The organism is Thalassospira indica (genome assembly GCF_003403095.1).
In the GTDB taxonomy this organism is placed as follows: domain Bacteria; phylum Pseudomonadota; class Alphaproteobacteria; order Rhodospirillales; family Thalassospiraceae; genus Thalassospira; species Thalassospira indica.
In genome coordinates this window covers 995,524-1,009,914 of sequence record NZ_CP031555.1, presented here as the reverse complement: position 1 = coordinate 1,009,914, position 14,391 = coordinate 995,524, and the positions used below count along the sequence as shown (strand labels likewise).

Annotated in this window: 11 protein-coding genes; 3 read left to right on the top strand and 8 right to left on the bottom strand. The window is 55.2% G+C overall.

From position 1 onward, the window contains the following. Position 1: 1 nt before the first annotated feature. The 7 genes from DY252_RS04820 to DY252_RS04790 form a co-directional block, all read right to left on the bottom strand. Positions 2-1,333, bottom strand: coding sequence for a M16 family metallopeptidase (locus tag DY252_RS04820; RefSeq protein ID WP_064787430.1), 1,332 nt, complete (start codon positions 1,331-1,333; stop codon positions 2-4). A gap of 1 nt (position 1,334) precedes the next feature. Next, positions 1,335-2,729 (bottom strand): M16 family metallopeptidase, encoded by a 1,395-nt coding sequence (locus DY252_RS04815; protein ID WP_231959614.1) that lies wholly within the window; start codon positions 2,727-2,729, stop codon positions 1,335-1,337. A 218-nt stretch (positions 2,730-2,947) separates the two neighbouring features. Beyond that, the gene (locus DY252_RS04810) at positions 2,948-3,529 is read right to left on the bottom strand and encodes a DUF3035 domain-containing protein (protein WP_064787432.1); all 582 of its coding nucleotides are present in this window, start codon (positions 3,527-3,529) and stop codon (positions 2,948-2,950) included. A 50-nt stretch (positions 3,530-3,579) separates the two neighbouring features. Continuing rightward, positions 3,580-4,053 carry a signal peptidase II gene (gene lspA, locus DY252_RS04805; protein ID WP_064787433.1) on the bottom strand — a complete coding sequence of 158 codons (474 nt, stop codon included), beginning with the start codon at positions 4,051-4,053 and terminating at the stop codon, positions 3,580-3,582. Positions 4,054-4,118: 65 nt separating this feature from the next. Then, positions 4,119-6,956 (bottom strand): isoleucine--tRNA ligase, encoded by a 2,838-nt coding sequence (gene ileS / locus DY252_RS04800; RefSeq protein ID WP_064787434.1) that lies wholly within the window; start codon positions 6,954-6,956, stop codon positions 4,119-4,121. A gap of 109 nt (positions 6,957-7,065) precedes the next feature. Next, positions 7,066-8,022: a bifunctional riboflavin kinase/FAD synthetase gene (locus DY252_RS04795; protein WP_064787435.1), complete on the bottom strand. Its 957-nt coding sequence runs from the start codon at positions 8,020-8,022 to the stop codon at positions 7,066-7,068. A gap of 128 nt (positions 8,023-8,150) precedes the next feature. Further along, a complete protein-coding gene (locus tag DY252_RS04790; protein ID WP_064788231.1) occupies positions 8,151-8,588 on the bottom strand; it encodes a MaoC family dehydratase in 438 nt (145 codons plus the stop codon). Positions 8,589-8,829: 241 nt separating this feature from the next. On the opposite strand from DY252_RS04790, the gene DY252_RS04785 reads away from it, so the two are divergent. Then, positions 8,830-9,621, top strand: a complete 792-nt coding sequence (locus DY252_RS04785) for a class I SAM-dependent methyltransferase (RefSeq protein ID WP_064787436.1) — start codon at positions 8,830-8,832, stop codon at positions 9,619-9,621. Here DY252_RS04785 and DY252_RS04780 read toward each other — a convergent pair whose 3' ends face one another. Further along, complete coding sequence (locus tag DY252_RS04780; RefSeq protein ID WP_064787437.1) at positions 9,622-10,413, bottom strand: sterol desaturase family protein; 792 nt, start codon at positions 10,411-10,413, stop codon at positions 9,622-9,624. 175 nt (positions 10,414-10,588) lie between these two features. Here DY252_RS04780 and DY252_RS04775 point away from each other — a divergent pair, with 175 nt between their 5' ends. After that, entirely contained in the window at positions 10,589-11,617 is a 1,029-nt protein-coding gene (locus tag DY252_RS04775) for a M23 family metallopeptidase (protein ID WP_064787438.1), read from the top strand. A gap of 121 nt (positions 11,618-11,738) precedes the next feature. Further along, entirely contained in the window at positions 11,739-14,174 is a 2,436-nt protein-coding gene (locus DY252_RS04770) for a bifunctional diguanylate cyclase/phosphodiesterase (protein WP_064787439.1), read from the top strand. The last annotated feature ends 217 nt before the right edge of the window (positions 14,175-14,391 follow it).

Here is a 14,391-nt window from a genome sequence, read left to right as displayed (position 1 = left end):
ATCAGAAGGCCAGATCACCTTCCGGCTTGCCGACCACGGTGACTGTAACATTGGCCGGGTCCATCAGACTTGCTGCCACCCGGTTGACGTCATCAAGGGTAACGGCATTGACCATGTCATTGCGACGATCGAGGAAGTCCATACCAAGGTCTTCCTTTTGCATGCCGACCAGCATGCCCGACAGATTGCCAAGGCTGGTGAAGCGCAGCGGGAAGGCCCCGGTGAGGTAGGCCTTGGTATTATCAAGTTCTTCCTGGGTAATGCCGTCCTGCTTCATCTTGGTCCATTCCGTGCTGATCAGCGACAGGCTTTGCCCAATCGCGTCATTGCGCGTGGCAACCCCGCCCATCATCATGTCGGCATGATCAAGATTGGCGAGGTAGCTATAAACACCATAAGCCAATCCACGCTTTTCACGAACTTCCTCTGTCAGGCGCGATGAGAAACCGCCACCGCCAAGGATGTAATTCATCACATAGGCGGCATAGAAATCCGGATCCTGGCGCTCGATGCCTTTCTGGCCCCAGATCGCCTGACTTTGCGGGATGTCCTGTTCGATCACGTCGATATCGCCATAGGTCGGCGTGACATCGGCGATCTTTGGCAGGTCGCTTTTGTCTGGCAGGGCGCCAAAGGCCTCGTCGAGCAGCGGACCAAGTTCTTCGGCGGTGATGTCACCGGCGACGCCCACAATCAGGTTGTCCTTGGCAAAGGCGCGGCGCACGAAGCCACGAAAATCATTGGCGTTCAAACCGGCCACGGTTTCAAGCGTGCCCGAGACCGGCCGACCATAGGGATGATCGCCAAAGATCGAGGCAAAGAACGTGCGGCTGGCGATATCGCGCGGATCGGTTTCGGCCCGTTTGAGGCCCGAAACAACCTGTGCGCGGATACGTTCAACCGCCTCGTCATCAAAGCGAGGTTCGGACAGCGCCAGACGCAGCAGATCAATCGCTGTTTCGCGTTCACGCGTTAGCGTGGTCAGTGATCCGGCAAAATCATCGCGCCCGGCATCAAAGGAAAGACCGATGGACCGGTTTTCCATTTCACTGCGGAAGGTCTGGCTGTCCATGGCACCTGCACCTTCGTCAATCAGGCCCGATACCATGTTGGCCAGACCAAGCTTGCCATCGGGATCAGTTGCCGCCCCCGCGCCGGTAAAGGCGATATCCATGGTCATCAGCGGGTTCATGTGATCTTCGATCAGCCAGGCGCGAATGCCGCCGTCTGAAATCACTTCCTGTACCTCGACCGCCTTTGCCTGTTGCGCAAAGCCAAAGCCAAGCGTTGTCGCAAAGGCCACACCGGCGATCTGTTTAAACAGCTTGTTCATATCAGTGCACTCCTTCGCCGGAGGTAATCGGAAGGGCGGCACCAGCGCCCGTGACCGGACCACCTTCGGGCGGCATCAGCCAGCCGGTGACGGATTTGTTGGCATCAAAGACGCGTTTGGCAGCCTCATTGACCTGATCCACCGTCACGGCCGAAATCCGATCCGGCCAGCTTTCGACCTGATCCACGGTCAAACCGACCGCAAGCGACTGGCCGAGCACACGTGCACCGGCCGATAGCGAATCACGGGCGAAAACGGCGCTATCAAGCAGCTTCTGCTTGGCACGGTCGAGTTCATCCTGCGTCACACCGTCAGACACGACCTTGGCAATTTCGGCCTCCACCGCCTTTTCAAGGTCGGCCAGATCGACATCACCGCGCGGAACGGCATAGACACCGAAGCTTGCCAGATCGACCGCGACCGGGTCGTAGAAGGTGCCAACGCTTGACGCGATTTCCTGATCAACCACAAGCGCCTTAAAGAAGCGGCTGGTGGTGCCCGATCCGATGATTTCGCTCAGCACATCAAGCGGTGCGGCATCAGCCGCATCGGTATTATAGGACGGTGCAAGGTAGTAGCGCGACCAGGATGCCTGACCGACCTGCGGGTCACGCATGGTGACCTTGCGCGGGGCATGCTGAACCGGTTCCTGAACACGGTCACGGGTCATGTCCTTACCACGCGGGATGACGCCGTAATATTTTTCGGCCATCGGCAGCAATTCATCCATCGTGATGTCGCCGGCAACAACCAGAATGGCGTTATTGGGCGCATACCAGTCGCGATAAAATTCAAGTGCGTCTTCGGTGGAAAGTTTTTCCATCTCGTGGCGCCAGCCAATGATCGACCGACCGTAGGGATGCGCCATATAGAGGGACGCGCGCATCTGTTCGCCCAAAAGTGCGCCCGGGCTGGTATCAATGCGCGACCGGCGTTCTTCGATGATCACATCGCGTTCGGGCAGAACCACATCATCTGAAAGTTTCAGATTGGTCATGCGGTCGGCTTCCATCTTCATCACCAGATCAAGCCGGTCACGTGCGATGTTCTGGAAATATCCGGTATAGTCCCAACTGGTGAAGGCGTTGTCATTGCCGCCATTGCGCGCAACGATCTTTGAAAAGTCGCCCGGGGCCACCTTATCGGTCCCCTTGAACATCAGATGTTCAAGGAAATGGGCAATGCCCGATACACCTTGGGGCTCGTCGGCCGAGCCGACCTTGTACCAGACCATATGGGTAACGACGGGTGCACGGTGGTTTTCCACCAGCACGACCTGCATACCGTTATCAAGGGTGGCAGTTTGCGGGCTGAAAACAGCCGCCCGTGACAAACCGGGCACAAGGGCAAGAGTCAGTGCGACGAGGGCGAGCACAGCCACAGAGCTGCGCGTCATTGATCGGATTGTTCCAGAAATTCTCATTGTGGCGTCCCATTCCAATTCAGGATGGTTATGCAAACGGTGTGTTTCAATGCAGGACCGGCAGAACGCGGCACTTGCATTCAACAGGCATTTCTTAAGAACCGAATATGACAGAACAAGGGCGCGAAACCATCGCGCCCTTGTCTGAATGCATCAAATTGTCGTGTAGTCGGCGAACCGTCTGGCGAAGCTTAGAAGATGTCTTCCAGCCAGCCTTTCTGTTTGCGTTCGATCACCGGGGTATCGGCACCACCGGCAACATTGTCACCCAATGCCTGCTGATCGCGGATACGCTTGGCTTCGGCGGCCGGATCGACGACAGTGCCGAATTCCGGCTTTTCTTGCCAGAACAGCAGATCGTCGACGACGCCTTCGCTTTCGGAAATGAAGATCGAGGTTTCACGATCCACCGTGTTGCGGATTTCCGGATCGGCATATTGCGCACCGGATGCCGAAAGAAGGGCAACCTGACCCTTGCTTCGCGTGCCTTCGGTGATGTCACGTTTTACAACGTTGGGATCTTCGCCAACCAGAATACGACGCGCCTGATCGGTGGTCGAACCGGTCTGTGGGCGCGGTGCGCCCGGATCAGGAACACGCAGCGTAAAATCAGGCGGCAGGCTGAGCGGGGCGCGCGAAACAACCGCAAACTCGTCGGGCGACTGTTTGTTCAGGCCAAAGGTTTCACGTGTTGATTCACAACCGGAAACGCCAAGCGCAAGTCCGCTCAGCAATGCAATTTTGAAAATATTGGTCGTCAGTTTCCGGGCCATTTGTGCCTCATTACCACTTCAAAACCGGACCATGTTCGCCCGGCCAAAATTCATCTGGTAGATTTTTTACCGCCAAAAAGGGAATCGATCAACAGTAGCGCCGCACCAACCGTGATTGCACTATCGGCAATATTGAATACCGGCCAGTGATAACCCGCAACATGCAGATCAATGAAGTCGGTCACAGCCCCGTGGCGCAGACGATCAACGAGGTTGCCAATCGCGCCGCCAATGATCATTGCCAGGGCAAAGCGCAGCATGGAATCGCGCGTGCGCCACATCCAGATGCCAAAGCCAATGGTGATGGCCGCCGTCACCGCAATCATCACCCAAGGTGCCTGCCCCTGAAACAGGCCAAACGAAACACCCGGGTTCCAGGCCAGAACAAAGTTCATGAACGGCGTCACTTCGATGACGCGAAGCGGGTTCGACAGACCATCAATGGCAAGCGCCTTGGTCCACTGGTCGACACCAAACACGATTGCAATGACGATCAGACCAAACACAAAGGCACGATGTTTCATCAACACTCTTTCTGACTTGCCGGGATGTGCCCTGCCAGCTGGCAGGGCGTTCCCGAACGCCACCGTTACTCGGCGGCAATTCCCATTTCATCAACGGCATCCGCACAGCGGTTGCAAACGGTTTTATGTTCAGCGTGGCTGCCAACTTCCGGCAGGGTCTGCCAGCAACGTTCGCATTTCTCGCCTTCTGCCAGTGCCGACACAACACCGACACCTGCAACATCATCAAGGGTATAGGCACCATCCGGTGCGTCACCCGTGATCAGTTCGATGTCAGATGTAATGGCGATTTCGGCAAGATTAAGGCCAGCCAGGGCCTCGACATAATCAGCGGTCGCATAAACCTTTGGTGCGGCATCAAGGCTGGCGCCAATGCGTTTTTCGGCACGTTCAAGTTCAAGCGCACCGGTGACAACACGACGCAGCTTGCGAATTTTGGCCCATTTGGCGGCCAGCGCATCGTCTTTCCAGCCATCCGAAACCGTGTTGAAGGTTTCTGCATGCACCGAGCTGTCTGCGCCATAACGGGCACGCCATGCTTCGTCGGCGGTAAAGCACAGAACCGGTGCCAACCAACGCACAAGGCAATCAAACACGCGATCCATGACCGTGCGGGCCGCACGGCGGCGCAGGCTGCTTGGCGCGTCGCAATAAAGCGCGTCCTTGCGGATATCAAGATAGAACGCCGACATGTCGAGCGCGCAGAAGTTATGCAGTTCGATAAACATGCTGTGGAAGTCGTAATCCGCCGTCGTCTTGCGCACCATGTCGTCAAGGTGGCTCAGACGATGCAGAACCCAACGTTCCAGTTCCGGCAGTTCGTTATCCGCAACCTTTTCAGACTGGTCAAATCCATCAAGGTTGCCCAGCAGGAAGCGCAGGGTATTGCGCAGACGACGATAGATGTCGGAATGGCGCTGAATGATTTCATGGCTGATGCGCAGATCATCATGATAATCCGAGCTCACCACCCACAAACGCAGGATATCTGCACCCAGTTTGTCGATCACATCGTTCGGCGCAATCACATTGCCAAGCGACTTCGACATCTTGCGGCCTTCGCCATCAAGAACAAAGCCATGGGTCAGAACCGCTTCGTACGGGGCGCGACCACGGGTACCACAGGATTCCAGCAAAGAGCTGTGGAACCAACCACGATGCTGATCCGAACCTTCAAGATAAAGGTCAGCCGGCCATTTCAGGTCCTGACGTTCTTCAAGCACGAAGGCATGGGTCGAACCGGAATCAAACCAGACATCAAGCACGTCGGTGACCTGTTCGAAATCATCGGCGTTGTATTTGTCGCCAAGGAAATACTGTGCATCGCGGGTGAACCACGCATCAGCACCTTCCTCGCAGAAGGCTTCGTACACGCGATCAAGGACTTCCTGATCACGCAGCGGCTGCCGGGTGCTTTTTTCAATGAACACCGTGATCGGCACGCCCCATGCACGCTGGCGCGATACGCACCAGTCCGGGCGGTTGGCGATCATAGAATGCAGACGGTTACGACCGGCTTCCGGCACAAAGCGGGTTTCATCAATCGCCTTAAGCGCCTTTTCACGCAGGTCATTATCCTGCATGGAAATGAACCATTGCGGTGTGGTGCGATAGATCACCGGCGCCTTGGAACGCCACGAGCACGGATAGGAGTGCTTGAGACGACCGCGCGACAGCAGCGCATCCACTTCGATCAGCTTGGCGATGACAGCTTCGTTGGCACCGGCTTCCTTGCCGTTTTCATCATAGATGCGTTCGCCGGCAAACAGCGGCACGGTCTGATAATAAGCCCCGTCACCATCGACCATTTCCGGCACTTCCAGACCGTATTTCAGGCCGGTCTGGTAATCGTCCGGGCCGTGGGTCGGTGCGGTGTGGACAAAGCCGGTACCGGTATCGGTCGTGACATAATCGGCTGCCAGAAGCGGTACGTCAAAGTCATAGCCCTGCCCGCGGAACGGATGGGCTGAAAGCGTGCCTTCAAGCTCGGAGCCCTTAAAGGTGCCGACAACCTTGTGACCGGTAACGCGACCGTTTTTGCACAGGTCTTCAAGAAGGTCGGTACAGACAGCCATCTTCTCGCCGACTGTGGCCCAGGCTTCCTCGGCGGTTTCGGTAACTTCGATCACCGAATATTCGATATCTTCGCCGTACGAAATCGCGCGGTTGCCCGGAATGGTCCAAGGGGTCGTGGTCCAGATGACGATGGTCGCGTCTTTAAGCAGATCAACCTTGGTCTCGGTGACCGGGAAGCGGACATAGATCGTTTTGGACGTATGGTCGTGATATTCGACTTCGGCCTCGGCAAGGGCGGTCTTTTCAACCACCGACCACATGACCGGTTTGGAGCCCATATAGAGCGAACCGTTCATCAGGAACTTGCCAAGTTCACGGGCAATAGAGGCTTCTGCCTTGTAGTCCATGGTGACATAGGGATTGTCCCAGTCGCCCATCACGCCAAGGCGTTTGAATTCTTCACGCTGAATATCAAGCCATTTCTGGGCAAACTCACGGCATTCTTTGCGGAATTCGGCAATCGGAACATCGTCCTTGTTCTTGCCCTTGGCACGGTATTGTTCTTCGATCTTCCATTCAATCGGAAGGCCGTGGCAGTCCCAACCCGGAACGTAAACAGCGTTCTTGCCCAGCATCTGCTGGGAACGGGTGATGACGTCTTTAAGGATCTTGTTCAGTGCATGACCAATATGCAGATGGCCGTTCGCATAGGGCGGGCCATCATGGAGGACAAACATTTCACGATCGGCCGAAATACCGCGAATTTTGCCGTAGAGGTCCTCTTTCTTCCACTGCTCGAGCAGGGTCGGCTCCATCTTTGGCAAACCCGCCCGCATCGGGAAATCGGTCTTGGGCAGGATAACGGTTTTCTTGTATTCGACACTCATCGTGACGGTCCTGTCGTCTTGAACAAATTAAAAGGGCGAACCCCCGGAGATCTCGCGAAAAGCTGATCTTGCGAAAAGCGCGCGGATCATAGCGGGTTCGTCAACAAATTCAAATCTTGCCGAGAATATCCTTGGCAGCGATCACATCTGCTGCGATCTGGGCTTTCAGGGCATCAAGCCCATCGAACTTCTTTTCCCCGCGGATAAAGCCGTGCAGACGCACGCGCACCCGCCGGTCATAGATGTCCTGATCAAAGTCAAAAAGGTGCGCTTCAAGCCCGGCATCATCATCGCCGCCAAAGCTTGGCCGCACGCCAATATTGGCGACTCCGGGGATCCAGCGTTCGACGGTTTTGCCATCAGTTTTAGAAACCAGTCCAAGCTCGACAGCGTAAACCCCGAATTTCGGACGCAGGTGATTGCCAAGCGGAACATTAGCCGTCGGGAAGCCGATGGTGCGTCCGCGCGCATCGCCATGGGCGACAACCCCGCCAATCTCCCACGGGCGTCCCAACAGATGCTTGGCGTCTTCGGGACGGCCATCACGGAGCGCCTGCCGGATCGCGGTCGAGGAATAGACAATCCCGTTATCATGGGTGACAGCGGTCACCGCCGTGACGCCAAAACCGGATTTCTCACCAATGGCGCGCAGCAAATCAACATCGCCAGCCCGGCCCTTGCCGAAACAGAAATCCCAGCCAACCACGACATGTTTGGCGCCAAGACCCGTGACCAGAACGCGTTCGATGAATTCCTCGGCGGTCATGGCGGCAAAGTCGCGGTTAAATTCGACTTCATAGAACAGGTCGATATCAATGCTGCCAGCCGCGGTTTCGCGGTCCTCGGCCGAGGTCAGACGGAACGGCGGATCATCGGCGCGAAACAGCATGCGCGGATGCGGCTCAAACGTCAGGATCGCAAGCGGCGCACCAAGATCGCGGGCAATCGCACGTGCCTGATCCAGAAGCGACTGATGCCCCAGATGCAAACCATCGAAATTGCCGATCGCCACAACGGCGCCGCGCGCATCATCGGTCAGGTTCTCAAAAGATCGAAAAACGCGCATTCGCGCCGGTCTCTCTTTGCTGCGTTCCATGCCTGCCGACCTTTTATCGGCAAATCCAGCAGGCAGCTATATAGGGCGCAGGCCCGAAGCGTAAAGACTTTTCCGACAAAAAAGCGAGCTTTGCCGGGTCAACCGCGCGAAGGCACCATGACCGTTGCCTCGCCCGTGATCACACAGCGATCCCCGACATAGCAGTTGGTTTCCAGAATGGCGCGTTTCTTTTCCGGCATCAGTTCACGAACAGTGACGCGCGCCGTTACAGTGTCACCAATCCGGACCGGGGCCTTGAATTGCAGGTTCTGGGAAAGATAAATCGTACCCGGCCCCGGCAAGCGGGTGCCAAGAACGGTGGAAATGAACCCGGCCGACAGCATACCATGGGCAATCCGGCCTTCGAACATCGTGGTTTGGGCGTAATCCTGATTAAGATGTACCGGGTTGGTATCACCGGTAATGCCGGCAAACATGACAATATCGGTTTCTGTTACCGTCTTGCCATAGCTTCCCGACAGGCCGATCTCCAGATCCTCGAAATACAGCCCATGAAGTCCGTCGCGTTCGTTCATTTCCTTGGAACCCTTTGCCTGTTGCGCGGTCACTTAGTCATTAGATGTCGCGCTTATGATTATTCCGCAATGCAATATTTGTAATTTTATTGCGCGTTTTTCAAAATGAGCAATGCCTATTTCGTCGAATGGCCAATTGTCTTGTGCTTGAAATTATCGGAAACGGAGACATATCAGGGCATGCCCACCCGTCATCGCTATAAAATAATTCAAAAGATCAAACCTTTGGGGAACGCCGCCGATGAACACCACGATCGCAGACACCTATGAAATTGCCATGGGTCGATGGAGCCGCCGTCTGTCGCGCAGCTTCCTTGATTTTGTCGCAGCACCTTCGTGCGGGTCGTTGGTTGATGTCGGTTGCGGCACGGGTAGCCTAACCTTGGCTGCGGCCAACCGGTATCCGGATGCGCGGGTTGTCGGTATTGACCTGATCCCCGATTACCTGACAGACGCTCTGCGCGAAGAAGCTTCAAATATCGAACTGAAAACCGGGGATGCATTGTCGCTGCCGTTCGAGGAAAACAGTTTTGATACTGCGTTTTCGCAATTGTTGATCAATGATCTGGAAGATCCGGAAAAGGCGGTTGCCGAGATGGTCCGCGTCACCAAACCGAACGGGAAAATAGCGGCCTCTGTCTGGGATCGATCAGGCGGGCTGACCTTTATCCGACTGTTTCTGGATGCCGCGGCCATTCTTGGCGGACTGGAAGGGGAAAAACTGCGCGAAGAAGTTTTCGACGTCCCCTATCAGGATGAGGACGACCTTTACGATCTTTGGTCGGATGCGGGATTGGGCGATATTGAAACCGCAACTCTGGCGGTGCGCATGGATTTCATCGATTTCGATGACTATTGGCAGTCACTGATGGGGGCGCACAGCCTGATCCGCAATTTCTTTAACCGGCAATATGCCGACACGGCCTATGAAATTCAGCAGGCCACACGTCTGGCATATCTTGGTGGCAAGACAGACGGGCGGCGGTCGCTTGTGGCATCGGCGATGGCGGTGCGCGGCGTGGTGCCAGCGTAATCAGCGACGCCCGAATGGCATCCACAAAACACCCAGCAAACTTTGGCTGTCCATGTCGCGGAATTCCTTCAGGCCGATCTGCATATCGTGATCATTGACCTTGGTGTGATCGATATAGCTGACAAACAGGCGATCCCAGATCGACAGGATGTTGCCGTAGTTGCTGTTGGTTTCTTTCATCAAACTTGAATGATGCACCCGGTGCATATCGGGTGTAACGACCAACAGGCGCAAGGCGCGATCAAGGCGTTTGGGCAGATGCACATTGCCGTGATTAAACAGGGCAAAGCCGCTTAGCATGCTTTCATAAATCACCACCGCCCACGGATCGGCCCCGATCAGCAAGACAAAGCTCGATTTGTAGAGCGCGGATGCGACGATCTCGACCGGATGGAAACGCACAGCGGTCGAGACATCAAATTCTGTATCGCAGTGATGCACCCGGTGAAACCGCCAGAACACCGGCACGATATGGGTCAGGCGATGTTGCCAATAGATCACACAATCAAGAACAATGATGGTGACCAACCCGGACAATAATGCAGGCATGCCCAAAAGGTTATTTATCCCCCAACCATTGGCCTGCGCCCAGATGGCAGCGGCAATCATCGCAGCCCCGATGGTGAAACGTGAAAGGGCGGCACTCAGCAACAGCAGACCAAAATTGGTTAGCCAGCGCATCGGGCGGCGCACGGCCTCCCTGGGTCGATAAGGGGCCACCGCCTCCCACAAGGCCATGACCACCAAGATGGCGGCAAAGATACCCAGCCGAAATAATCCGCTCTGATCCATTTCATCCTGCCTTGTGTGATAAGGGGCGCGTAGGCGTCACCTTGAACTGATATCGGATATCGCAATGTATAAACAACATCTTGCAGTTCGATATCTCATCACCTTTATGTTAGAGAAAGGTGATTCATAGTGAAATGCCAATGCTTGGCGACAATAACCGATACCGGGGGACTATATGCCAAAACGATCAGGATCCATTCGGACACTTTTTCTTTCCGTGTTCACGACCCTGTCTTTTGGCAGCATCGCCCTCGCAGATGGTCCGCCGTTTGATTTACCGGTCGTTTGTACGGGCAACACCTGTGACATAGTTCATTATGTCGATCACGATCCCGGACCGAATATTCGCGACTATGCCTGTGGCACGACAACATATGACGGCCACCGCGGTACTGATTTCGCCATCCCGGATGAAGCCACCATGCTTGACGGTGTTCCGGTCCTGTCGATTGCAGATGGCACGGTCGTCGCCCTGCGTGAAGGGGTCGAGGATATTGATTCCGGTCGCATTTCCCCCAGCAGCCTTGATGGCATCGAATGCGGCAACGGCATCCTGATTGATCACGATGATGGGTGGCAAAGCCAGTATTGCCATTTGCGCCGTGGCTGGGTCGCGGTCAAACAGGGCGACCGTGTCAGCCGTGGTCAGGTGATCGGGCGGATCGGCATTTCCGGCCAGGCCACCTTCCCGCACCTGCATTTCAACCTGCGCAAGGATGGCGAACTTGTTGATCCGTTCAGTGGCGCCGCCATGGGCACCAGCAGTGCCACCAATTGCAATGTGGAGAATGCGGCACTCTGGTCATCTTCGGCACGTGCCCAGCTGAACTATAAGGAAATCACGCTTTACGGGCATGGCTTTTCGATGGCGCGCCCGAACGCATCCGACCTTAAACGCGGATATGGCAAGGATCAGGAACTGCCACGCACAAGCCCGGCACTTTATTTCTGGGCCTATCTGATTGGCGCCAATGACGGTGATGTCATCCGCATGAGCCTGCAAACACCTGATGGCAAGGGCGGCCATCGCGACTTTGTCATTGATCTGCCCAACGATGCAGGCCCGCGTGCGAAGTGGTTCTTCATCAATATGGATCGCCCCGGAAGCCAATGGCCGGCTGGCACCTATGAAGGCGAGATCACCTTTACCCGTGGGGACAATTCCCCGCGCATCATCGGCGAGGGCAAAGTTGTGATCCGCTAGGAACCCCGCCCCGGAAAGATCCGATTTGAGTTGCTTCACATACACCTGCCGACTTAAAATTACACCAGCAAAATGTATTAGATATTGAAACTATTACATTAATTTTAGATTTGGCGCGTGAATGTACAGAATTTATGACTGTCTGGCACACCAGCACAATATCGTACTGGTCCTTGTTGCCCTTCTTATTGGACTGGCGGGCATTCATACCGCATTCAATCTTTACGCACGCGCCTGCATCGGTCGCCTTCGTCAGAAAATCGCATGGCTGTTCCTGACCGGGGTTGTGACCGGTGGTGGCATCTGGGCAACCCATTTCATTGCAATGCTGTCCTATGACCCGGTTGTTCCGGTCGGCTATGAGCCCGTTCTGACGGCTGTTTCACTGGCGATTGCGATTGCCACAACCACGATTGGTTTCGCGATTGCCTCGGTCAGTGGGCCGCACCTTGTCCTGTCACGTCTTGTCGGCGGCCTTGTTGTCGGACTTGGCATTTCGGCCATGCATTTCACCGGCATGTCTGCCATCCGCGTTCCCGGTGTTATCAGCTGGCACATGGATATTGTGATTGCCGCCATCCTTATGGGGGCCTTGTTTGGCATGGCGTCGCTATATCTGGCCAAGACAGCACAGACCGACCAACAGAAACTTCTGGGCAAGGCAAATCTAACCATCGCGGTGGCGACCATGCATTTCGGTGCGATGGGTGCACTGGTGATTACACCCGATCCGACTGTCCCGGTCCCGGCACAGCTTATTTCGCAGGAATATCTTGCGGTCGGCGTTGCCGTGGTTGCCATCGGACTGATTGCCATTGGTTTTGTCACCGCCCTTCTTGACCGGCAGCTTCGCGATCATGTCAGTAACCGCATGCGCATCTTGGGTGATTCCGCCATCGAAGCACTTGTTCTGACCCAGAATGGTCGGGTGATTGATGCCAATGACAGTTTCCTGAAACTCGGTGGCGTCACCCGCGCAGACATTCTGGATCAGTATTTCCTGACAGAATGGCTTTCCGATACACCTGCCGAATTCAAGTCGGGAAAGATCGGATATGCTGAAACGACCCTGTCCTGGAATAACATCACCGCGATACCGGTAGAGGTCGTGCGACGTGAAATACCGGCTGATGAAATATCCGATGCCACAGTAATATTCGCCCTGCGTGACTTGCGCGAACGTTACGCCGCGGAAAACCATATCCGTTTCCTGGCAGAACGTGACGCCCTGACCAAGCTTCTGAACCGGTCGACATTCAATGACCGCCTGGCCGAGGCCCTTACGGAATCGGATGAAACAGGCATCCCGTTGACGGTGATGTGCATTGATTTCGATCACTTCAAGGAACTCAATGACAGCTTTGGCCACATTGCCGGCGACCATGCGCTTCGGGAACTGGGCGAACGCCTGTCAGACCTTTTCAGCAATGATGTGGTGATCGCGCGCGTTGGCGGTGACGAGTTTGTCGCCCTGCTGTCGCACCCTGAACAATCAGATATGGATAATGTCATCGTCCGGTCGCGCGAAACGGCCCAGAAAATCCTTGATTGTGTTGCACTCCCGATTTTCGTCAATGCCGAACACCGTGCGAAACTTTCTGCAAGTATCGGGATTGCGCATTATCCAACCGATGGCAATGACGCCGAAAGCATCCTTTTCCATGCCGACCTTGCGATGTATCGGGTCAAACAATCCGGCGGCAATGACATCGTGTTCTATTCGTCGGAAATGGACGAGGAATACCGTTTCAAGCGCCAGCTTTCGTCGAATCTGCGTCAGGCGATGGAGAACGGACAGCTTGAACTTCATTACCAGCCGCAATGCGAGACCGATGGTGATGATCAGGTGATCCACTCGTTTGAAGCCTTGCTACGCTGGACCGATCCGGAACTGGGATCGATCCCGCCCGGACGGTTTATTCCGATTGCCGAGGAAACCGGCCTGATTGTGCCGCTGGGCGAATGGGTGCTTAGAACCGCCTGCTGCGAGGCCGCACGCTGGAAAAATCCGCTTGGCATCGGGGTCAACCTGTCTGCGGTTCAATTGCAGAAACACGAACTGCCGGAGGTGGTTGCCAGTATCCTTGATGAAACCGGTCTTGATCCGAAACGCCTTGAACTGGAAGTCACCGAGACAGCCCTTATTCACAATCCGGCGCGCTCGATGAAGATTCTTTCTGATATCAAAAAGCTGGGTGTGCGGATTGCCATGGATGATTTCGGCACCGGTTACTCGTCGCTTGCAACCTTGCAGAACTTCCCGGTGGATCGCATCAAGATCGACCAGTCCTTTATCAAGAAGCTGGTCAGCAACGATCAGGCGATTGCCATCGTCCGTGCGGTGATCAATCTGAGCCGCGACCTCAACCTCGAGGTGATTGCAGAGGGGGTCGAAACCGACGAACAGGCAAGCTTCCTGAACGATCATGATTGCCGCTCCGTGCAGGGGTATAAGTACGGATATCCCAAGCCGATAAGCGACTACGCACATGTCGTAAACCCGACAGAATTCCCCGAAACCACCGCGAATCGGGATAGCGGCATCGAAACCGTATGATTGTTATGGAACCGGAAAAGGCATAATGCGTTTCAAACAGGCAGGGCTATTGCAATTTGTGACAAAACAGGCAGCAAAAACGTGACCTTTTCCATGAGGTTGAAAGTTTTTTGACGTTTTTTGACTCACAACTCTTGTAACTCGCCCTTTTGCCTGCCTATATTTGACGTGTGCCGAGCCCGGCACATTGACACTACCTGTCATAAGACGGAGTAAA

Excerpts from the sequence above, each read along its gene's own strand:
- DY252_RS04820 (WP_064787430.1), bottom strand. The coding sequence starts at position 1,333 with ATGAACAAGCTGTTTAAACAGATCGCCGGTGTGGCCTTTGCGACAACG.
- DY252_RS04815 (WP_231959614.1), bottom strand. The coding sequence starts at position 2,729 with ATGACGCGCAGCTCTGTGGCTGTGCTCGCCCTCGTCGCACTGACTCTT.
- DY252_RS04810 (WP_064787432.1), bottom strand. The coding sequence starts at position 3,529 with ATGGCCCGGAAACTGACGACCAATATTTTCAAAATTGCATTGCTGAGC.
- lspA (WP_064787433.1), bottom strand. The coding sequence starts at position 4,053 with ATGAAACATCGTGCCTTTGTGTTTGGTCTGATCGTCATTGCAATCGTG.
- ileS (WP_064787434.1), bottom strand. The coding sequence starts at position 6,956 with ATGAGTGTCGAATACAAGAAAACCGTTATCCTGCCCAAGACCGATTTC.
- DY252_RS04795 (WP_064787435.1), bottom strand. The coding sequence starts at position 8,022 with ATGCGCGTTTTTCGATCTTTTGAGAACCTGACCGATGATGCGCGCGGC.
- DY252_RS04790 (WP_064788231.1), bottom strand. The coding sequence starts at position 8,588 with ATGAACGAACGCGACGGACTTCATGGGCTGTATTTCGAGGATCTGGAG.
- DY252_RS04785 (WP_064787436.1), top strand. The coding sequence starts at position 8,830 with ATGAACACCACGATCGCAGACACCTATGAAATTGCCATGGGTCGATGG.
- DY252_RS04780 (WP_064787437.1), bottom strand. The coding sequence starts at position 10,413 with ATGGATCAGAGCGGATTATTTCGGCTGGGTATCTTTGCCGCCATCTTG.
- DY252_RS04775 (WP_064787438.1), top strand. The coding sequence starts at position 10,589 with ATGCCAAAACGATCAGGATCCATTCGGACACTTTTTCTTTCCGTGTTC.
- DY252_RS04770 (WP_064787439.1), top strand. The coding sequence starts at position 11,739 with ATGTACAGAATTTATGACTGTCTGGCACACCAGCACAATATCGTACTG.